The following is a 20,170-nucleotide window of genomic DNA, read 5'->3' as shown; positions in this document are numbered from 1 at the left end:
GATGACCGCTCCCCCGGACCCCGCGTTCCCGGCGCTGCACGCACGCCCCGCCGCCGGGTGGGTCAACGACCCCAACGGCCTCGCGCACGTCGACGGGCGGTTCCACGTGTTCTTCCAGCACAACCCGGCCGCGCCGGTGCACGACGCGATCACCTGGGGGCACGTCAGCTCCGCCGACCTGGTGTCCTGGCGCGCGGAGCCGCCGGCCCTGGTGCCGCGGCCCGGCGGGCACGACGCCCGCGGCTGCTGGACCGGCTGCCTGACCGTCGAGGACGGCGTCCCGACCGCGGTGTACAGCGGGGTCGCGGACACCTCGGGCGCCTCCCACGTGCTGCTCGCCCGCTCCGGGGACGGCCTCGCGACGTGGGTGCAGGACCCCCGGCCGGCGGTCGGGATGCCGCAGGACCCGACGCTGAGCGACGTGCGCGACCCCTTCCTGTTCGAGCTCGACGGGCACCGCTACGCGGTCCAGGGTGCCGGCAGCCCGCACGGCAGTCCCGCGCTGCTGGTGTACGACGCCGACGACCTGGCGTCGTGGCGGGAGCTCGGCCGGCTGCTGGGCCCCGACGACCCGGTGGCCGGCCCGCTCGCGCCCGCGGACATCTGGGAGTGCCCCAACCTGGTCCGGCTCGGGGACCGGTGGCTGCTGGTGCTCTCGCTGTGGCGCGCGGACGGGGACCGGTCCCCGCTGGCCGGGGTCCGCTGGCTGGTCGGCGACCTACTGCTCGAGGGCGGCACCCCGCGCTTCGTGCCCGCGACCGGTGGGGTCCTCGACACCGGCCCCTGCTTCTACGCCCCGCAGCTGCTCGCGCACGACGGCCGGGTGCTGCTGTGGGCGTGGTCGTGGGAGCACGGCCGCAGCGACGCCGACGTCCGGCGGGCCGGCTGGGCCGGGGCGCTGACGTTCCCCCGCGACCTGCGGCTGCACGGCGACCGGCTCGTGTCGCGGCCGGCCGCCGAGCTGACCGGGCTCCGGGCGGCCCGGCTGGACCTCACGCCCGGCCGGCCGTTCAGGGCCGCGGCGTACGAGGTCGAGCTCGCCGCCGGCACCCGGTCGGAGCTGTGGCTGGTGCACGCCGACGGGACCTCGGAGCCCGTCGCGCGCTGGGAGACCCCGGCCGAGCCGCTGCAGCCGCCCCGGCTGCTCGTCGACGGCTCGATGGTGGAGATCTTCGCGGGCGGTCCCGAGTCGTGCACGACCCGGGGCTACCCGCGTCCGGGCAGCCGGTGGCGGCTCGACGTGCCCGGGACCGTGACGGCCTGGACGCTGGCGCTGACGCCGTTCCACGTCCCGACCCGGCCGTGAGCCCCTAGGATCCGGGGGTCCGGGTCGTCAGGGAAGGTGTGCATGCTGCGTTCTCTGGTCGCCGCGCTGACGAGCGCGCTGCTCGCCGGTGCCCCGATGCCCGCCGCCACGGTGGCCGCACCGTCGACGCCGGCCCCGGCCTCGACTACCGACCGGCACGCCGACTCGGTCTACCCCTCCGTCGGCAACCCCGGGGTCGACGTCCTCGACTACGGCCTGCACCTGCGCTGGCAGCCGCGGACCCGCACGCTGGCCGGGGTCGCACGGGTCCGGCTGGTCCCGGCGCGGGACGGCCGGTTCCGGCTCGACCTGTCCGGGCGGCTCGCGGTCTCCCGGCTCGCGGTGACCGACCGCCGGACCGGCAGGCCGGTCGCCTCGACGTCCCGGCACGCCGGCCGGCACCTCGACGTCTCCGCGCCCGGGCTGGTCGCGGGGTCGACGTACGACGTGGTGATCTCCTACCGCGGCCGCCCGGGTCCCACGCCGGCGCCGTCGAGCCGCGGCGACATGGCCGGGCTCGGCTGGCAGACCACCCGCGACGGCCAGGCGTGGGCGATGCAGGAGCCGTACGGCGCGTTCACGTGGTACCCGGTCAACGACCACCCGTCGGACAAGGCGACCTACCGGGTCGCGCTGGACGTGCCGCGCCGCTGGGTCGGGGTGTCCAACGGCCGGCTGGACAGCCGGCGGGTGCGGCACGGCCGGACGCTGACGCACTTCACCAACCGCGACCCGATGGCGTCCTACCTGATGACGGTGGCGATCGGGCCCTACGTGCGGGCCACCCAGACCGGCCCGCACGGCCTGCCGCTGAGCTACTGGGTGCCGCGCGCGCACCCGGAGTACCTCGTGCCGCTGCGCGCCACGCCGGCCGCGCTGCGGTGGCTGGAGAGCCGCCTGGGGCCCTACCCGTTCGACCGGGCCGGGGTCGTGGTGACGCCGTCGGACTCCGCGATGGAGACCCAGACGCTGGTCACCTTCGGCGCCCGGAACTACCGGTTCGGCACCCGCGGGGTGCGCCAGACGGTCGTCCACGAGCTCGCGCACGCCTGGTACGGCGACACCGTCACGCCCGACGACTGGTCCGACCTGTGGATGAACGAGGGCATGGCGATGTACGTCGAGGCATTGTTCTCGACGTCCCGCGGCTGGCAGACCTGGGCCTACTGGGACGACCAGTTCACCAGCACCGACGGGCTCTGGCGCCGGCTCTACGGCCCGCCCGGCGCCTACGACCCCGACCAGTTCGCGCAGATCAACGTGTACTTCTGCACCGCGCGGATGCTCGTCCGGCTGCGCGAGCGGTTCGGCGCCGCGGTCTTCGACGACCTGGTCCGCCGGTGGCCGCAGGAGCACCGCAACACGGTGCAGGACCGGACGTCGTACGTCGCCTGGCTGGCCGCGAGCACCGGGGAGGACCCGGTCGAGCTGCGGGCGTTCGTGGACCGCTGGCTGCTCTCCCGGACCCCGCCCGCCTGAGGCTGCCCGATCCGGTCGGGGCCGCCTATGCTGACGGGCAACCGCACCCTCGTCCTGCGGCCACCTCGGGAACGGCCACAGCCCACCCGGAACGGCGATGCCATGAGCAAGCCCGCGATCCTGACGGTCGACGACGACCCGATGGTGTCGGCCGCGATCGGCCGTGACCTCCTCGCCCGGTACGGCGCCGACTACCGGGTCGTCCGCGCCACGTCCGGCCCGGAGGCGCTCGACCTGCTGGCCCGGCTGGCCCTGCGCGACGACCCGGTCGCGATGGTCGTCGCGGACCAGCGGATGCCGCGGATGACCGGCACCGAGATGCTCGCGCTGGCCCGCGAGCACGCGCCGGACGCGAAGTTCCTGCTGCTGACCGCCTACGCGGACACCGACGTCGCGATCACCGCGATCAACGACATCGGCCTCGACTACTACCTGATGAAGCCGTGGGACCCGCCCGACGAGCGGCTCTACCCGGTCGTCGACGAGCTGCTCGACGACTGGCGGCAGGACCACCCCGAGGAGACGTCCGAGGTGCGGGTGGTCGGGCACCGGTGGTCCGACCGCAGCCATGAGATCAAGCTGTTCCTGACCCGCAACCACGTCTCCTACCGCTGGTACGACGTCGAGCGGGACGCCGAGGGGACCCGGCTCCAGCACCTCGCGCAGGCGCAGCCCGCCGACCTGCCGCTGGTGCTGGTGCCGGACGGCCCGACCCTCCGCTCGCCCTCGACGCTGGAGGTCGCCGGCGCGCTCGGCCTGCACACCAGCGCCCAGCGACCGCTCTACGACCTCTGCATCGTCGGCGGCGGGCCGGCCGGGCTGGCCGCCGGCGTGTACGCCGCCTCGGAGGGCCTGAGCACGGTGATCGTCGAGCGCGAGGCACCCGGCGGGCAGGCGGGCCAGAGCGCGGCGATCGAGAACTACCTCGGCTTCCCGCGCGGCCTGAGCGGCTCCGACCTCGCGCACCGGGCGCTGGCCCAGGTGACCCGGTTCGGCGCCGAGCTGGTGCTCGCCCGCGACGTCGTCGGCTTCGAGACGCGCGGGCCGGTCCGCGCGGTGCTCCTCGAGGGCGGTGCGGAGATCGAGGCCCGCGCGGTGGTCGCCGCGACCGGCGTCTCCTACCGGAGGCTGGCGGCGCCGGGGCTCGCCGACCTCACCGGCCGCGGCGTCTACTACGGCGTGAACGCCTCCGAGGCGAGCCAGTGCCAGGACGACGACGTCTACATCGTCGGCGCGGCCAACTCCGCCGGCCAGGCCGCGCTGAACCTGTCGCGCTTCGCCAAGCGGGTGGTGCTCCTGGTCCGGTCCGGCTCGCTGGAGGTGAGCATGTCGCAGTACCTCGTCGAGCGGATCCGGGCGGTCCCGACGGTCGAGGTCCGGCTGCGCACCGAGGTCGCCGCGGCGTCCGGCGACGGCCACCTCAAGACGCTGACCCTGCGGGACCGGGACGCGGGCACCACCGAGGACGTGGCGACGAGCTGGCTGTTCGTGTTCATCGGCGCGGCGCCGCGCACCGAGTGGCTCGGTCCCGACGTGGTCCGCGACGACCTCGGGTTCGTGCTCACCGGCCCCGAGCTGGCCGCGTCCGACGCCGGGCCCCGCTGGCCGCTGGCCCGGCCGCCGTTGGCCCTGGAGTCCAGCGTGCCCGGGCTGTTCGCCGCGGGCGACGTGCGCCTGGACTCGATGAAGCGGGTGGCGTCCGCCGTCGGCGAGGGCGCGATGTCGGTCTACCTCGTGCACCGCTACCTGGCGACGACCTGATGCGCGTCGCGGACCTGCGCCCGCTGCCGCTCTTCGACGGGCTGGACGACGACCGGCTGGCGGAGCTGCTGGCCGGCGGCGCCGAGGTCGGCGTCGCGCCGGGCGCCGTGCTGTTCCGCGAGGGCGAGCCGGCCGACTCCTGGTGGGTCCTGGTCGACGGTGCGCTCGAGCTGGTCAAGGTGATCGGCCGCGAGGAGACCGTCGTCGCGCGGATGGACGTGCCGGGCCGCTGGGCCGGCGGCTTCCGGGCCTGGGACGACCAGGGGGTCTACCTCGCGACCGGCCGCGGGGTGGCACCTGGACGGGTGCTGTGCGTGCCGTCCGCGGTGCTGCGCCGGCTCTCGGACGCGTGGTTCCCGTTCGGCGGCCACCTGATCGAGGGCGTCTACCGCACCGCCCGCTCCATCGAGTCGACCGCCCGGCAGCGCGGGGCGCTGCTGACGCTGGGCACGCTGGCCGCCGGGCTCGCCCACGAGATCAACAACCCGGCCGCGGCCGCGACCCGGGCCGCCGACGCCCTCGGCACCACCTGCGACACGCTGCTCTCCTCGCTCGGCCGGCTCGCGCACGACGAGATCTCCCCGGGCCAGTTCGCGGCGCTCGACGCGCTGCGCCTCGAGGTGGTGCCGGCCGTGGTCGCCCCGCCCGGCTCGGCCCCGGCGGCGGTGGACCCGCTCGCGCTCGCCGACCGGGAGCAGGAGCTGTCGGCGTGGCTGTCCCGGCGCGGCGTCGCGGACGGCTGGACGCTGGCCGCCCCGCTGGCCGCGGCCGGCGTGGACGTGGCGTGGTGCGACCGGGTCGCGGCCGTGGTCGAGGGCCCGGCGCTCGAGCCGGCGCTGCGGTGGGCGGCCAGCACGTTCGAGGCCGCGACCCTGCTGGGCGAGGTGCGGGAGTCCACCCGCCGGATCTCCGAGCTGGTCGGCGCGGTGCGCTCCTACTCGCAGATGGACCGGGCCTCGCGGCAACGCATCCGGGTCACCGACGGCCTCGAGAGCACGCTGGTGATGCTCAGCCACAAGCTGCGGCCGGGGGTGGCGGTGGTGCGGGAGTACGCGGACGACGTACCGATGATCGAGGCGTACCCCGGCGAGCTGAACCAGGTGTGGACCAACCTCGTGGACAACGCCGTCGACGCCATGGGCGGCTCCGGCACGCTGCGGGTCAGCACCCGGCTCGACGACGGCTCGGTCGTCGTGGAGGTCGGCGACACCGGCACCGGGATGACGCCGCAGGTGGCGGCCCGGGCGTTCGAGGCGTTCTACACGACCAAGGACGTGGACGCCGGCACCGGCCTGGGCCTCGACATCGCCCGCCGCATCGTGGTCGAGCGGCACCACGGCGAGATCTCCGTCGACTCCCGGCCCGGGGACACGGTCATGCGGGTCCGCCTGCCGGTCGACCTCCCCCCGGACTGACCCCCCGCTCCGCCCGCACCCCGGCCGGCGAGGGTCGGTAGGTTCGGGGGATGGCTGACCGTCTCTCCGCGACCGACCTGATCGACCTGGTGCTCGACGACGCGTCGTTCACCTCCTGGGACACGCCTCCGGTGCGCGGGCCGATCTCCGAGGAGTACGCCGCGGAGCTCGCCGCCGCGCAGGAGAGGACCGGGCTCGACGAGTCGGTGATCTCCGGGGAGGGCCGGATGCGCGGGCGACGGGTGGCCGTCGTGGCCTGCGAGTTCCGGTTCCTGGCCGGGTCGATCGGCGTGGACTCCGCCGAGCGGCTGACCCGCGCCGTCGAGCGCGCGACGGCCGAGCGGCTGCCGCTGCTGGCCGCGCCGGTCTCCGGCGGCACCCGGATGCAGGAGGGCACGGTCGCCTTCGTGCAGATGATCAAGATCTCCGCGGCGATCGCGGCGCACAAGAAGGCCGGGCTGCCCTACCTCGTCTACCTGCGGCACCCGACCACCGGCGGCGTGATGGCCTCGTGGGGGTCGCTGGGCCACGTCACGGTCGCCGAGCCCGGTGCGCTGCTCGGCTTCCTGGGGCCGCGCGTCTACGAGGCGCTCTACGCCCGGACGTTCCCCGAGGGTGTGCAGACCTCGGAGAACCTCTACGCCCACGGCCTCATCGACGGGGTCGTCCCGCACGACCAGGTCGCCGAGATCCTGGCCCGCGCGCTGACCGTGCTGACCGCCCGCAACGAGGTGCTGGTCGACGTACCCAACCCGCCGGTCGACGAGATCCCCGACGTGGACACCTGGGAGTCGGTCACCCGCTCGCGGCGCCCCGAGCGGCCCGGCGTACGCCGCCTGCTGAAGTACGGCGCCACGGACGTGATCCCGCTCAACGGCACCGGGCAGGGCGAGTCCGACCCGGGGCTGCTGATCGCGCTCGCGAAGTTCGGCGGCTCGCCGTGCATCTTCCTGGGCCAGGACCGGCGGGGCCAGACCAAGGCGCACCCGCTCGGGCCGGGGGCGCTGCGCGAGGCGCGGCGCGGGATGCGGCTCGCCGCCGAGCTGCACCTGCCGCTGATGACCGTCATCGACACCCCCGGCGCGGCCCTGTCGGTGGAGGCCGAGGAGGGCGGGATGGCCGGCGAGATCGCCCGCTGCCTCGCCGACCTGGTCACCCTCGACGCGCCCACGCTGTGCCTGCTGCTCGGCGAGGGCAACGGCGGGGGCGCGCTGGCCCTGCTGCCGACCGACCGGGTGATCGCCGCCCAGCACGGCTGGCTGTCCCCGCTGCCACCGGAGGGCGCGAGCGCGATCGTGCACCGCGACCTCGACCACGCCCCGGACATGGCCCGCGCCCAGGGGGTGCGCTCGCTCGACCTGAGGCGCAACGGGATCGTGGACCGGATCGTCGCGGAGCGACCGGACGCCGCGGACGAGCCGGAGGCGTTCTGCGCCCGGCTCTCGGACGTGCTGCGCTACGAGCTGGCCGCGCTGATGCAGCGCGACTCGGCCACCGTCACCGCCGACCGCGCCGCCCGATATCGCGCACTCGGGAGGGCCTAGGGGCGTACTCCTCGAAGCCGCTCATGTCCCGGAACGTCTCGGGCTGGGTGTCGGCGAGGTGCGCCCGTGCGCGGTACCGGTAGCGCCAGACCTGCAGGCCGCCGAGCACCCAGAAGACGTACTGCACGCACATCGCGGTCTTGTACGCGCCGCTGCTGTAGTCGGTCGACGACCCCTGCGTGACGGCGTCGAGCACCAGGCCGATGCCGAGCACCGCGAGCAGCGAGGCGGTGAACCCGCCGACGTTGACGATCCCGCTGGCCTGGCCGAGCCGGGAGGCCGGCGCGAAGGTGCGCGCGAGGTCGAAGGCGATCATCGACCCCGGCCCGCCCAGGCCGGTGGTCACGACCAGCACGCAGAGCAGCCAGGTCGGCGCGTCCCCGGGCCACAGCAGCGTCACCGTCCAGGTGGTCGCCATCGCCGCGACGATGGACAGCACCACCGTCGAGCGCTGCCAGGGATGCCGGGAGATGTAGCCGCCGATCAGCGGACCGCCGACGATGAACACCACGACCAGCAGGGTGAGCAGCGCCCCGGCCTGGCCCTTGGTGCGGTGCTCGGCGTGCACGAAGAACGGGAACCCCCACAGCAGCCCCATCACGTTCGAGGCGAACTGGGTGGTGAAGTGCGACCACAGCCCGAGCTTGGTGCCGGGGTCCTGCCAGGCCAGCCGCAGGTCGCGGCCCACCGTCCGGACGTCCTTGACCGAGCGGGACGGCGGCGCCCCCGGCGGCACGTCGCGGACCAGCAGGATCACCAGCAGCCCGAGCAGGATGCCGACCGAGGCGCTGGCCGCGAACGTCACCGTCCAGCCGTACGTCGCCAGCGACCGGGACAGCGGGATGGCCGCGACCAGCGCACCGCACTGGCCGAGCATGGCGGTGAACGCCGTGACGAGCGGGCTGCGCATCGGCGGGAACCAGGACGCGATCAGCCGCAGCACGCTGATGAACACCATCGCGTCGCCCATCCCGACGAACACCCGGGCGGTCACCGCGCCGCCGTACGTCCCGGTCCAGGCGAAGCCGAGCTGCGCGGCGGTCATGAACACCGCGCCCGCGACCAGCAGCCGCTGCGGGCCGAAGCGGTCGAGCAGCACGCCGACCGGGATCTGCATCGCGGCGTACACCAGCAGCTGGAGGACCGTGAACGTGGACAGCTGGGAGGCGGTGATGTGGAAGCGGTCGGCCGCGGCCAGGCCGGCGACGCCGAGCGAGGAGCGGTGGAAGATCGCCAAGAAGTAGACCGCGACGCCGGTGCCCCACACGACGACGGCCCGGCGACCGCCGAGCCGGTGGCTCTCGGTCACAGGGACTCCCGCGCCAGCGCGGTCGACCACGCCAGGTGGTCGTTGACCGCGGCGCAGAACGCCTCCTGGTCGTCGCCGCGCAGGGTGGTCAGGACCCGCACGTGCTCGGCGATGGCGTCCTGCATCCGGTCGGCGCGACCGCGCACCACCGCCGAGGTGAACAGCGTCTGCCGCTCCCGCAGCGTCCGGTAGACCGCGGACAGCAGCGCGTTGCCGGCGGCGTCCACGATCAGCTCGTGGAACAGCCGGTCCGCGGCCGTGAAGGCGGCGGTGTCGCGCTCCCGGCAGCTGCGCACCATCGCCTCGTGCGCGGCCTCGGCCCGGGGCAGCAGCTCCTCGCGGTGCGCGAAGGAACGGCCCGCGGTGTGGTTCTCCACCAGCACCCGGGCCTCGAGCACGTCCTCGACCTCGTCCAGGGAGAAGGTGCTCACCCGGGCGCCGTAGCCCGGCTCGCGGGTGACCAGGCCCTCCATCTCCAGGCGCAGGAAGGCCTCCCGCACGGGGGCACGGGACAGCCCGATCTCGTGGGCCAGCTCGGCCTCGCCGACCAGGGTCCCGGCGGGGTAGACCGCGCTCAGGATCGCCCACTTGGCGAACTCGTAGGCGCGCTCCCCGTACTGGTCCTCGACGGAGAGGGCGGAGGAGGCCGGGGGGGACGACGACGGGTGCGGCGGCGGGAAGGGCGGTGGGGTCGACAGCGGGGTCGGGCGTGCTCATCGCGTCCATCGTAAGCGGCCGGAGCCCCGCCCCGCCCCGGTCCCTCCGGGCCTAGGGCCGGCTAGAAGAGCAGCGCGCTGCTCGGGTCCTCCAGCACCGCGGCCACGTCGGCCAGGAACCGCGAGCCCTTCTCGCCGTCGACGAGCCGGTGGTCGAAGGACAGCGCCAAGGTGGTGAGGTCGCGCACCTTGATCCGCCCCTTGTGCACCCACGGCTGCGGCCGGACCGCACCGAAGCACAGGATCGCCGACTCGCCGGGGTTGATGATCGGGGTGCCCGCGTCGACGCCGAAGACGCCCACGTTGGTGATCGTGAACGTCCCGCCACTCATCTCCGCGGGCTGCGTGCGGCCCTCGCGCGCCGTACGCGTGAGGCCGTTGATCGCGGCACCCAGCTCGGGCAGCGACAGCGCGTCGGCGCCCTTGATGTTGGGCACCACCAGGCCGCGCGGCGTGGCCGCGGCGATCCCGAGGTTCACGCCGGACTTGAACACGACCTCGCCGGCCGCCTCGTCCCAGGTCGCGTTGATCTCCTCGGTGCGGCGCATGGCCAGGCAGACCGCCTTGGCGACGACGAGCAGCGGGGACACCTTGACCTCGCGGAAGTCACGGTGCGCCTTGAGCTTCTCGACCAGCTTCATCGTCCTGGTCACGTCGACGGTGATCCACTCGGTGACGTGCGGGGCCGTGAACGCGGAGTCGACCATGGCCTGGGCCATCATCTTCCGCACGCCCTTGATCGGCTCGCGCCGGTCCGCCGACCTGTCAGGCGTTGACCCGGTCGGGGCCGTCTGAGCGCCGGACAACTCCTCGGGAGACGTCGACGTCGCTGCCTCGACGTCTGCCCGGGTCACGGTGCCCTGCGGGCCGGTCGGGGTCAGGGTGCGCAGGTCGACGCCGAGGTCCTTGGCGAGCTTGCGGACCGGCGGCTTCGCCAGCACGCGTACGTCGCCGGTCGGCGCCGACGGGGCCGCCGGCTCGTGCACGGCCGGGGTCGCGGGCACCACCGGCTCGTCGGCCGGGACCACGTCGGTGCTCTCCCGGGCACCCTGGCCGAACGCGCCCTGCAGCTGCAGCTGCGCGGCGGCTCCGGCCTCGGTCGACGGGCTCGCACCGCCGCGACGCGGACGGCGCTGGACCGAGGCGGTGCGCGGGCCGTAGCCGACGAGCGTCTGGTTCTCGCCGCCACCGGTCGCGGCCGGGTTCGACATGTCGATCTCGCCGGCGGCCACCGAGGCGGCGCCGGCCTTCTCGGCGAGCCCGAGGTAGGGGTCGCTGTCGTTGGACGTCGTGGCGGCGGGCGCCGCGGCGGGAGCCGGCGCCGCGACCGGGGCGGCCGCGCCGTCCCCGACGGTGATGATCGGCGTGCCGACCGGGACGGTCTCGCCCTCCGGCACGTGCAGGGCCTGCACGGTCCCGGCGTACGGCGAGGGCAGCTCGACGAGCGACTTGGCGGTCTCGATCTCGACGATGATGTCGTTGATCTTGATCACGTCGCCGACCTTCACCTTCCAGGTGACGATCTCGGCCTCGGTGAGGCCCTCGCCGACGTCGGGCAGCTTGAAGTCAGGCACAGCAGTTCTCCTCGGGGCGATCAGTACGCGAGCGAGCGGTCCACGGCATCGAGCACGCGGTCGAGGTCGGGGAGCCACTCCTCCTCGATGCGGCTCGGCGGGTAGGGCGTGTCGAACCCGCCGACCCGCAGCACCGGAGCCTCGAGGTGGTAGAAGCACTGCTCGGTGATCCGGGCCGCGATCTCCGAGCCCATGCCGAGGTTGACGTGCGCCTCGTGGGCGACGACGGCGCGACCGGTCTTGCGGACCGAGGCGTAGACCGGGCCCAGGTCGAGCGGGGACAGCGTGCGCAGGTCGATGACCTCGACGCTCTTGCCCTCGCCGGCGGCCGCCTCGGCGCTCAGCAGGCAGGTCTTCACCATCGGGCCGTAGGCCAGCAGGGTGAGGTCCGAGCCCTCGCGCACGACCCGGGAGGTGAACAGCGGCTGCGGCAGGACCGACTCGTCGAGCTCGGCCTTGTCGGCGTGGTACTGCCGCTTGGGCTCCAGGAAGATCACCGGGTCGTCGCAGGCGATGGCCTGCTGGATCATCCAGTAGCCGTCGACCGGGTTGGAGCAGGCGACCACCTTGAGGCCCGGCGTGTGCGCGAACTGCGCCTCGGGGCTCTCGCTGTGGTGCTCGACCGCGCCGATGCCGCCGCCGAACGGGATCCGCACGACGATGGGCATCTTGACCTTGCCCATGCTGCGGAAGTGGATCTTGGCGACCTGGCTGACGATCTGGTCGTAGGCCGGGTAGACGAACCCGTCGAACTGGATCTCGCAGACCGGCCGGTAGCCGCGCATCGCCATGCCGACCGCGGTGCCGAGGATGCCGGACTCGGCGAGCGGCGAGTCGATGACCCGGTCCTCGCCGAAGTCCTTCTGCAGGCCGTCGGTGATCCGGAACACGCCGCCGAGCTTGCCGACGTCCTCGCCCATGATGAGGACCTTCGGGTCGTCCTCCATCGCCTTGCGCAGGCCGGCGTTGAGGCCCTTGGCCAGGGTGATCTTGGTCATCGGTGACCTCCGGTGGTCTCGAAGGAGTCGAGGTAGGCGGCGTACCCGGCCTTCTGCTCCGCCAGCTCCTCGGTCTGCTCGGCGTAGACGTAGTCGAAGACGTCGAGCGGCTTCGGCTCCGGCAGCGCCCGGCAGCCCTCGCGCAGGTGCTCGCCGAGCTTCTCGGCCTCGTGGTCGAGCTCCTCGAAGAAGTCCTGGTCGGCCAGGCCGTTGCGGGTGAGGTAGGCCTTGACCCGCTGGATCGGGTCCTTCAGCTTCCAGGTCTCGAGGTCCTCGGAGAGCCGGTAGCGCGTCGGGTCGTCGGTGGTCGTGTGCGCGCCCATCCGGTAGGTGTACGCCTCGACGAGCGTGGGGCCCTGGCCGTCGCGGGCCCGCTGCAGGGCGGCCTGCGACACGGCGTACGTCGCGAGGACGTCGTTGCCGTCGACGCGGACGCCGGGGAAGCCGAAGCCGAGGGCCCGCTGGTAGAGCGGGATCCGGGTCTGCCGCTCGATCGGCTCGGAGATCGCCCACTGGTTGTTCTGGCAGAAGAACACGACCGGGGCGTTGTAGGAGGCCGCGAAGATGAACGCCTCGTTGACGTCGCCCTGGCTGCTCGCGCCGTCACCGAAGTAGGCGACGACCGCGGCGTCGCGGTCCGGGTCGCCGGTGCCGACCACGCCGTCGCGCTGCATGCCCATCGCGTAGCCGGTGGCGTGCAGGGTCTGCGCGCCGATCACGATCGTGTAGAGCCCGAAGTTGCCGTCGTTCGGGTCCCAGCCGCCCTGGTCGACGCCGCGGAACAGGCCGAGCAGCCGGAGCGGGTCGATGTCGCGGCACCAGGCCACGCCGTGCTCGCGGTAGGTCGGGAACGCGAAGTCCTGCTTGCGCAGCGCCCGCCCGGAGCCGATCTGCGCGGCCTCCTGGCCGAGGAGCTGGGCCCAGATACCGAGCTCGCCGTGCCGCTGGAGCGCGGTGGCCTCGGTGTCGATGCGCCGGGTCAGCACCATGTCCCGGAAGAAGCCCTTGATCGCCTCGTCGTCGAGGTCGAAGGAGAAGTCGGGGTGCTCGACGCGCTCGCCCTCGGGCGTCAGCAGCTGCACCAGGTCTGGGCCGCCGTCGGCCTGGTGGGGCCCGAAGACCTCGCCGAGGTCCGGCCCGAAGTCGGACTTGTGCTCACTCAAGGGTGCACTCCTTCGTGTCGTCGGCTCACGGGGTGTCCGCTGCCGGCAAGAAGCTCACGACGCGCTGCGCGACGCGCGCGCGGGGATGGTGCGTCGCGGCCGTGCGGCTGGTCGTGCTGTGACCGGCACCACACCGGTCGGGGTAGCCATAACGTACCGGCTCCCCGCGAGGACCGCCTAATCAGGTCGGTGACCGGATGTGGTGCACAAGATGTCCGAAAGTCGCGCGACACCCGGGTCAGGCACGCCCTAACCTTGACAGGAGTCACAGAAGGGACACCCATGACACACACCGTGCCGGCGCCGGTCGCCAAGGCAGCCCCCGCGTTCGGCCTGGTGCTGGTCGCGCTCGGCATCGTGTACGTCGTCTGGGGGTCGACGTACCTCGCCATCCGGATCGTCGTGGAGCAGGCCCCGCCGCTCACCTCGATGGGCCTGCGCTACTCCACCGCGGCCCTGGTGCTCGGCGCGCTGCTCCGCCTGAAGGGCGGCGTACGGCGGCTGCGGCTCACCCGCCGGCAGGCGCTGGGCACCGCGTTCCTCGGGCTGATGCTCCCGCTGCTCGGCAACGGGATGGTGTCGGTCGCGGAGAACCTCGGCGCCCCCTCGGGCGTCGCCGCGCTGCTGATCGCCGTGGCGCCGCTGATGATCGTGGTGTTCCGGTTCGCCGAGGGCGACCGCCCCCGGCCGCTGTCGGTGGCCGGCGTGCTGCTCGGGTTCGCCGGGCTCGCGGTGCTGGTGCTCGTCGGCGGCGGGGCGGTCGGCGGGTTCCCGGTCGGGCCGGCGCTGCTGGTGATGTTCGCGTCGACCTGCTGGGCGTTCGGCTCCTACGTGCAGCCACGGCTGTGGCTGCCCCGGGACGTGTTCGTCACGACGGTCTACGAGATGCTGTTCGGCGGCCTGCTGCTGCTCACCGTCGGCCGGCTCTCCGGCGAGTCGTTCACCGCCGCGGCCTACGGCGCGCGCACCTGGAGCGCGCTGGGCTACCTCGTCGTGTTCGGCTCGGTCGTCGCGTTCACGTCCTACGTCTGGCTGCTCGCGAACGCGCCGATCTCCTTCGTGGCGACCTACGCCTACGTCAACCCGGTGGTCGCGGTGTTCCTCGGCTGGCTGGTGCTCGGCGAGCACGTCACCTGGGCGGTCGTGGCCGGCGGCGGGATCGTGGTCTCGGCGGTGGCCCTGGTGATCTCGGCCGAGCGACCCCGGCGCCGTACGACGAAGGCGGGGGGCGGACCGGTCCCCGCCGCGGTGGGCGGCGAGCCCGGACCTGTCGACGAGGTCTGCGCGGAGGACCCCGCGCGCTGACGCCTCGGCGCCGGCCGGCTTCCCGCGCTGGCTACCGTGGGGCCATGAGCGACAGACTGGTCTCGGACAGCACGACGATCGACGCCCCGCCCGCCGTGGTGTTCGCGATCGTCTCCGACCCCCGGCAGCACCCCCGCATCGACGGCTCCGGCTCCCTGCAGGGCGTGATCACGGGACCCGACCGGCTGGTCGCCAAGGGCGACACGTTCGGCATGGACATGAAGCTGTTCGGGCTGCCCTACAAGATCCGCAACACGGTCGTGGAGCTCGAGGCCGACCGGCGGATCGCGTGGCGGCACTTCGGCGCGCACCGCTGGCGCTACGAGCTCGAGCCCGTCGGCGACGGCGCCACCCGGGTCACCGAGACCTGGGACGCGACGCGCTACTCCGCGCCGGTGTTCGCCGCCCTGCGCGCGCTCGGCTTCCCGGCCCGCAACCAGGCCGGCATCACCGAGACCCTGGTGCGGCTGAAGAAGGCCGCCGAGGAAGACCTCGCCGCCACCCCCTGACGCCCACCCGTCACTCGTGCAGTCCAGACACGCGTGTCCCGCTGCACCAGTGACGGGTCAGCGGGGGTGCCGGGAGGTGCGGGCCATCGTCAGCGCGACCGCGACCAGCCCGAAGCCCACCACGAGCAGGGCGACCGGCGCGGCCACCGACCCGGGGAACCAGGTCCCGACCGCCGGCGGCAGCACCAGGAACGCGGCGACCGCCCCGACGCCGAGCAGCAGCAGGTCCCGCCGGACCAGGGCCAGCGCGACCACCGCAGCGGTGGTGCCCAGCCCCAGCACGATCCCGGCGTCCGTCGGGGTCGCGACCACCGCCCCCGCGACGCAGACCGTGGCCGCCAGCGGGGCGTCCGCGCGGCGCGGACCGAACAGCCCGAGCGTCCCCAGGGCGTACCACGCCGGACCGACCAGCCAGATCGCCAGCCCGACACCGAACGTCCCCGCGCCGAGCAGCGACGCGAGCACGCCGCCGCTCACCATCAGGGGTACGACGGTCGCCACCTGCTGCACCACCGACGGCCGGCGCCACGCGAGCCCGCCCGCCACCAGGGCCGCACCGCCGGCCGTCAGCAGCGCCGCCGGCTCACCGGTGAGGTCGAGCAGCTCGTTGGCGGCCAGGCCGAGCGTGACGGCGGTGCCGGCGACGCCCATCCCCAGCAGCACCGCGCACAGCCGGCGGCCCGGGTCGTCGAGCACGTCACCGGGGCCGCGGGGCACCCTCAGGCCGGCCCCGACGAGCAGCGCCGTGGCCAGGGCCCCGATCGCGACCCGGCCGCCGCCCGAGAGGTCGTCCCAGAACCGGGCGGTGACCAGCCCCGCGGCGACCAGGATCACCACGCCACCGAGGTAGCCGAGCGCCTCGACCAGCAGCGAGTGGCCGGGTGCGGTCGCCTCGGGCCCGACCGGGCCGACGACGCTCGGCTGCGTCGCGACGACGGCGGCGCCCGGCTCGGCGTCCCGGATCGCGGCGGCCTGCTCGGCGCTCACCAGCCCGTCGGCGACCCAGCGGGAGAGCAGGGTGTCGAGGGGCACTGCCGGTGTCGCCATCGCCCTCACCTCGACCCTGGACCCTCGCCCCCGCGGCCCCATCCTCGCGCCGGGGGCGGGCCGGCCCCCAGGGTCAATGGTCCCGGCCCCGCCGACCCGTCACTCATGCACCGCGACGCGCGTGTCCGTGCTGCACGGGTGACGGGTCGGCGTCAGGCGAGGGACTCGAGCCAGGCGTCGTGGAGGTCGGAGAACCGGCCGGTCTGCGACTCCACCAGGTCGTGCGGGGAGCCGTCCTCGACGATCCGGCCGTGCTCGAGCACCAGCACCCGGTCGGCGATCTCCACGGTGGAGAGCCGGTGGGCGATGATCACGGCCGTCCGGTCGGCCAGGATCGTGCGGAGCGCGCGCTGCACGAGCCGCTCGGAGGGCACGTCGAGAGACGAGGTGGCCTCGTCGAGGATCAGCACGTCGGGGTCGGCCAGGAACGCCCGGGCGAACGCGACGAGCTGGCGCTGGCCGGCCGAGAGCCGGCCGCCCTTGTTGGCGACGTCGGTCTCGTAGCCGTGCGGCAGCCGGGTGATGAACTCGTGCGCGCCGATCGCCTGCGCCGCCGCGACCACCTCGTCCATGGTCGCCTCGGGACGGCCGAACCGGATGTTGTCGGCGACGGTGCCGCCGAACATGTAGTTCTCCTGGGTGACCATCACGACCGCCGACCGGAGGGTCCGCTCGTCGAGCGCGCGCAGGTCGACGCCATCGAGGGTGACCCGCCCGGCCGTCGGGTCGTAGAACCGGGACAGCAGCTTGGCGATCGTGGTCTTGCCGGCGCCGGTGGTGCCCACCAGCGCGACCGTCTGGCCCGCGGGGACCTCGAGGTCGAGGCCGGGCAGCACCGCCGCGCCCTCGACGTACTCGAAGCGGACCTGCTCGAAGCGCACGTCGCCGCGCACCTCGCCGACCCGGGCCGGGCGGTCCGGCTCGGGCACGCTGGGCTGCTCCTCCAGCACGCCGGAGAGCTTCTCGAGCGCGGCGCTGGCGGACTGGAAGGTGTTGTAGAACTGCGAGATCTCCTGCATCGGCTCGAAGAACTGCCGCAGGTAGAGCAGGAACGCTGCGAGCACGCCGACGGTGACCTCGCCCTCGAACGCGAGGTAGGCGCCGTACAGCAGCACCACGGAGATGGTGATGTTGCCGATCAGCTTGATGCCGGGCATGAACCAGGCGACCAGCCGGAACGCGCGGAGGTTGGCGGCGCGGTACTGCTCGTTGACGTCGTCGAAGATCTCCTGGTTGCGCGGCTCGCGGCGGAACGCCTGCACCGCGCGGATGCCCAGCATCGACTCGACGAACTGCACGATCACCAGCGCGACCTTCTCGCGGGTGACCCGGTAGGTCTTGGAGGACTCCTTGCGGAACCAGTTGGTCAGCCAGAGCAGGAACGGGAAGCAGACCAGCGCCACCAGCGCGAGCTTCCACGTCCAGCGTGAGCAGCAGGATCGCGACGCCCACCAGGGTGAGCACGGCGGTCACCAGGCCGTCGAACCCGGTCTCGAGCATCTCGTAGATCGCGTCCATGTCGGAGGTCTGCCGGGAGATCACCCGCCCGGAGGTGTACTCGTCGTGGAAGGCGGGGCTGAGCTTCTGGAAGTGCCGGAACACCCGTCGGCGGAGCTCGTAGAGCATGTCCTGGCCGATCTTGCCGGACTTCACCAGGAACGTACGGCGGGTGATCGCCTGGACGATCGTGGCGAGCAGCACCAGCGCCACGACCGTGTACAGCACCGAGGTGTCCCCGGTCGCCTTGATCGGCGGGATGCCGCGGTCGATGCCCTCCTTGACGAGGTACGGGATCGACAGGCGGGCGGCGTTCTCCAGCACCACGATCGCGAGCAGCACCCGGAGGACCTTCTTGTGCGGGCGCAGCAGGCTGCCCAGGAGCCGGCGGGACCGGTCCTGCAGCAGCCCGGACTCGGTCGCGGTGAGGTCGTCGCCGCGGTGCTCGGCGGCGACGCCGCGCCACTGCGACTCCTCGGGCGCGGCACCGGTCGCGGACTGCCCGGCCGGGGCCGCAGGTGCGGGGGTCGGGCCGGTCGTGGGGCCGGTCGTGGGGGGGCGTGCTCATGCGCCCACCTCCTCGAGGTCCGCGTCGGCCGCGAGCAGCTCGCGGTAGGCCGGGACCGTGGCGAGCAGCTCGCTGTGGTCACCGACGTGGGTGATCGTGCCGTCCTGGAGCAGGGCCACCTTGTCGGCGAGCAGCACGGTCGAGGCGCGGTGCGCGACGACGATGCCGGTCGCGTCGGCCAGCACCCGGCGCAGCGCCTCCTCGACGAGCTTCTCGGTGTGCACGTCGAGCGCGGACAGGGTGTCGTCGAGCACCAGGATCCGCGGCTGGGCGAGCACCGCGCGAGCCAGCGCGAGGCGCTGGCGCTGCCCGCCGGACAGGGACATGCCCTGCTCGCCGATGCGGGTGTCCAGCCCCCACGGCAGGTCGTGGACGAACTGCGCCTGGGCCACCTCGACGGCCGCGTGCACGTCGGCCTCGGTCGCGTCGCGGCGGCCGAGCAGGAGGTTCTCCCGCGCGCTCATCGAGAACAGCGTGGGCTCCTCGAAGGCGGTCGCCACGATCTGCCGCAGGTTCCCCAGCTCCAGGTCGCGTACGTCGATCCCGTCGACCGTGATGCGCCCGGCCGTCACGTCGTAGAGCCGCGGGACCAGGGCGGTCAGCGTGGTCTTGCCGGAGCCGGTGGCACCGACGATGGCGACCGTCTCGCCGGGCGCCACCTCGAGGTTCACGTCGTGCAGCACCGGCTCGTCGGGCTGGTCGGGGAAGGCGAAGCCGACGCCCTCCAGACGCAGGTGCCCGCGGGGCCGCTCGATGACGTGCGCGCCGGACACGATGGAGGGCTCGGTGTCGAAGATCTCGTTGATCCGGGCTCCCGCCGTCATCGCCTCCTGCGCCATCGCGAGGATGTAGCCCAGCGAGGCGATCGGCCAGACCAGCGAGAGCATCAGCGTGATGAAGGCGACCAGGGTGCCGGGGGTGAGGTCACCCCGGCCGACGCCGAGGGCGCCGAACAGCAGCACCACCACCACGGCGAAGTTGGGGATCACCTCGAGGAAGGTCCAGAACTTCGCGGAGAGCCGCACCTTGTCCATGGAGGTGTCGTAGAGGGTGCGCGCGGAGTCGTTGTAGCGCCCGGCGACGAACGGCCCCCGGCCGAAGCTCTTGATCACCCGGAAGCCGACCGCGCCCTCCTCGGCCGCGGTCGCGAGGTCGCCCTGCTGGTCCTGGACCCGGCGGGAGACCAGGACGTACGTGCGCTCGAAGCGGTTGGACAGCGCGATGATCGGCAGCGCGGCGGCCGCGACGACGAGACCGAGCGGCCAGTACATCTTGAGCAGCACGAGGGTGACCACGACCAGCTGGAGCACGTTCATCACCAGGAACAGCAGCCCGAAGCCGAAGAACCGCCGGATGCTCGAGAGGTCGTTGGTGACCCGGGAGAGCAGCTGGCCGGACTGCCACTGGCCGTGGAAGGCCATCGGGAGCTGCTGGAGCCGGGCGTAGAGGTCGTGGCGCATGGTCGTCTCGACGCCGAGCACCGCGTTGGACTGCACCCAGCGGCGGATGAAGATCAGCACCGCCTCGAGGACGCCGAGCGCCAGGGCCAGCAGGCCGAGCGGCAGCAGCGCGCTGAGGTCCCGGTCCGCGATCGGGCCGTCGATCATCGCCCGGGTGACGAGCGGGATCGCGATCGTCAGGCCGACCCCGGAGAGCGCGGTGGTGGCCATGATGACCAGCGCGCGCAGGTGCGGTCGCAGGTAGCCGCGGAGCCGCCACAGCGACCCCACGCCTGCCGGGGGATGGTCGTTCGGGCCGGCTGTCTCGGCTGGTGCGTCCGTCATCTGCTGGTGGCAGTCCCCTCGTGGTGCCGGACGCCCCCCGGGCAGGGCGGATGACCCGGGACCGGAAGCGTCTGGAAGTTGTAAGGCACAGATTACTCGGTGGTCCTGACCGGCCCCAACTCGTTTTCCGTGGTCCGAGACAACCACCCACCACCGACACCACCCCGTGGGCCGCAGCGCCCCGGAGCCCGGTGG

15 protein-coding genes and 1 pseudogene are annotated in these 20,170 nt (G+C 73.5%); 7 read left to right on the top strand and 9 right to left on the bottom strand.

Annotated features, from left to right (window positions below):
- Nucleotide 1: 1 nt before the first annotated feature.
- The 5 genes from KRR39_RS21325 to KRR39_RS21305 all read left to right on the top strand — a co-directional run bounded on the left by KRR39_RS21325 (nt 2) and on the right by KRR39_RS21305 (nt 7,505).
- Entirely contained in the window at nt 2-1,306 is a 1,305-nt protein-coding gene (locus tag KRR39_RS21325; protein WP_216939396.1) for a glycoside hydrolase family 32 protein, read from the top strand.
- A gap of 42 nt (nt 1,307-1,348) precedes the next feature.
- Nucleotides 1,349-2,785: a M1 family metallopeptidase gene (locus KRR39_RS21320; RefSeq protein ID WP_216939395.1), complete on the top strand. Its 1,437-nt coding sequence runs from the start codon at nt 1,349-1,351 to the stop codon at nt 2,783-2,785.
- Between the two features lie 102 nt (nt 2,786-2,887).
- A complete protein-coding gene (locus tag KRR39_RS21315) occupies nt 2,888-4,546 on the top strand; it encodes an NAD(P)/FAD-dependent oxidoreductase (protein ID WP_216939394.1) in 1,659 nt (552 codons plus the stop codon).
- The gene (locus KRR39_RS21310; protein WP_216939393.1) at nt 4,546-5,961 is read left to right on the top strand and encodes an ATP-binding protein; all 1,416 of its coding nucleotides are present in this window, start codon (nt 4,546-4,548) and stop codon (nt 5,959-5,961) included. Before KRR39_RS21315 ends, KRR39_RS21310 begins: the two co-directional genes overlap by 1 nt.
- 50 nt (nt 5,962-6,011) lie before the next feature.
- The gene (locus KRR39_RS21305; protein ID WP_216939392.1) at nt 6,012-7,505 is read left to right on the top strand and encodes a carboxyl transferase domain-containing protein; all 1,494 of its coding nucleotides are present in this window, start codon (nt 6,012-6,014) and stop codon (nt 7,503-7,505) included.
- Here the strand turns inward: KRR39_RS21305 and KRR39_RS21300 are convergent.
- From KRR39_RS21300 to pdhA, 5 genes are all read right to left on the bottom strand, one after another.
- Nucleotides 7,459-8,814, bottom strand: a complete 1,356-nt coding sequence (locus KRR39_RS21300) for an MFS transporter (protein ID WP_254185322.1) — start codon at nt 8,812-8,814, stop codon at nt 7,459-7,461. The genes KRR39_RS21305 and KRR39_RS21300 overlap by 47 nt on opposite strands.
- Entirely contained in the window at nt 8,811-9,392 is a 582-nt protein-coding gene (locus tag KRR39_RS21295; protein WP_302053603.1) for a GntR family transcriptional regulator, read from the bottom strand. Before KRR39_RS21295 ends, KRR39_RS21300 begins: the two co-directional genes overlap by 4 nt.
- Before the next feature lie 200 nt (nt 9,393-9,592).
- Nucleotides 9,593-11,089 carry a dihydrolipoamide acetyltransferase family protein gene (locus KRR39_RS21290; RefSeq protein ID WP_436972065.1) on the bottom strand — a complete coding sequence of 499 codons (1,497 nt, stop codon included), beginning with the start codon at nt 11,087-11,089 and terminating at the stop codon, nt 9,593-9,595.
- Between the two features lie 35 nt (nt 11,090-11,124).
- Complete coding sequence (locus tag KRR39_RS21285; protein WP_216939389.1) at nt 11,125-12,102, bottom strand: alpha-ketoacid dehydrogenase subunit beta; 978 nt, start codon at nt 12,100-12,102, stop codon at nt 11,125-11,127.
- Entirely contained in the window at nt 12,099-13,265 is a 1,167-nt protein-coding gene (gene pdhA / locus KRR39_RS21280; RefSeq protein ID WP_216939388.1) for a pyruvate dehydrogenase (acetyl-transferring) E1 component subunit alpha, read from the bottom strand. The genes KRR39_RS21285 and pdhA overlap by 4 nt, the downstream gene beginning before the upstream one ends.
- 282 nt (nt 13,266-13,547) lie before the next feature.
- Here pdhA and KRR39_RS21275 point away from each other — a divergent pair, with 282 nt between their 5' ends.
- Both KRR39_RS21275 and KRR39_RS21270 read left to right on the top strand, forming a co-directional pair.
- The gene (locus KRR39_RS21275; protein WP_216939387.1) at nt 13,548-14,570 is read left to right on the top strand and encodes an EamA family transporter; all 1,023 of its coding nucleotides are present in this window, start codon (nt 13,548-13,550) and stop codon (nt 14,568-14,570) included.
- 44 nt (nt 14,571-14,614) lie between these two features.
- A complete protein-coding gene (locus KRR39_RS21270) occupies nt 14,615-15,079 on the top strand; it encodes an SRPBCC family protein (protein WP_216939386.1) in 465 nt (154 codons plus the stop codon).
- 57 nt (nt 15,080-15,136) lie between these two features.
- On the opposite strand, the gene KRR39_RS21265 is transcribed toward KRR39_RS21270, so the two are convergent.
- The 4 genes and pseudogenes from KRR39_RS21265 to KRR39_RS21255 all read right to left on the bottom strand — a co-directional run bounded on the left by KRR39_RS21265 (nt 15,137) and on the right by KRR39_RS21255 (nt 19,975).
- Entirely contained in the window at nt 15,137-16,126 is a 990-nt protein-coding gene (locus tag KRR39_RS21265; protein ID WP_216939385.1) for a DUF2157 domain-containing protein, read from the bottom strand.
- 152 nt (nt 16,127-16,278) lie between these two features.
- Nucleotides 16,279-17,529, bottom strand: a complete 1,251-nt coding sequence (locus KRR39_RS21260; protein ID WP_254185321.1) for an ABC transporter ATP-binding protein — start codon at nt 17,527-17,529, stop codon at nt 16,279-16,281.
- 79 nt (nt 17,530-17,608) lie between these two features.
- A pseudogene (locus KRR39_RS25230) lies at nt 17,609-17,947 on the bottom strand (ABC transporter transmembrane domain-containing protein); the annotation flags it as partial.
- A 240-nt stretch (nt 17,948-18,187) separates the two neighbouring features.
- Nucleotides 18,188-19,975 carry an ABC transporter ATP-binding protein gene (locus KRR39_RS21255; RefSeq protein WP_254185320.1) on the bottom strand — a complete coding sequence of 596 codons (1,788 nt, stop codon included), beginning with the start codon at nt 19,973-19,975 and terminating at the stop codon, nt 18,188-18,190.
- Nucleotides 19,976-20,170 lie beyond the last annotated feature (195 nt).

Source organism: Nocardioides panacis (assembly GCF_019039255.1).
GTDB classification, from domain to species: Bacteria; Actinomycetota; Actinomycetes; order Propionibacteriales; family Nocardioidaceae; genus Nocardioides_B; species Nocardioides_B panacis.
Note: the sequence above shows the minus strand (reverse complement) of the source record. Positions and strands in the feature narration are given on the sequence as shown.

Bases quoted from the DNA above. Each gene is read 5' to 3' on its own strand.
- KRR39_RS21305 (WP_216939392.1), top strand. From the start codon at position 6,012: ATGGCTGACCGTCTCTCCGCGACCGACCTGATCGACCTGGTGCTCGAC.
- KRR39_RS21325 (WP_216939396.1), top strand. From the start codon at position 2: ATGACCGCTCCCCCGGACCCCGCGTTCCCGGCGCTGCACGCACGCCCC.
- KRR39_RS21315 (WP_216939394.1), top strand. From the start codon at position 2,888: ATGAGCAAGCCCGCGATCCTGACGGTCGACGACGACCCGATGGTGTCG.
- KRR39_RS21310 (WP_216939393.1), top strand. From the start codon at position 4,546: ATGCGCGTCGCGGACCTGCGCCCGCTGCCGCTCTTCGACGGGCTGGAC.
- KRR39_RS21265 (WP_216939385.1), bottom strand. From the start codon at position 16,126: ATGGCGACACCGGCAGTGCCCCTCGACACCCTGCTCTCCCGCTGGGTC.
- KRR39_RS21270 (WP_216939386.1), top strand. From the start codon at position 14,615: ATGAGCGACAGACTGGTCTCGGACAGCACGACGATCGACGCCCCGCCC.
- KRR39_RS21275 (WP_216939387.1), top strand. From the start codon at position 13,548: ATGACACACACCGTGCCGGCGCCGGTCGCCAAGGCAGCCCCCGCGTTC.
- KRR39_RS21285 (WP_216939389.1), bottom strand. From the start codon at position 12,102: ATGACCAAGATCACCCTGGCCAAGGGCCTCAACGCCGGCCTGCGCAAG.
- KRR39_RS21255 (WP_254185320.1), bottom strand. From the start codon at position 19,975: ATGACGGACGCACCAGCCGAGACAGCCGGCCCGAACGACCATCCCCCG.
- KRR39_RS21320 (WP_216939395.1), top strand. From the start codon at position 1,349: ATGCTGCGTTCTCTGGTCGCCGCGCTGACGAGCGCGCTGCTCGCCGGT.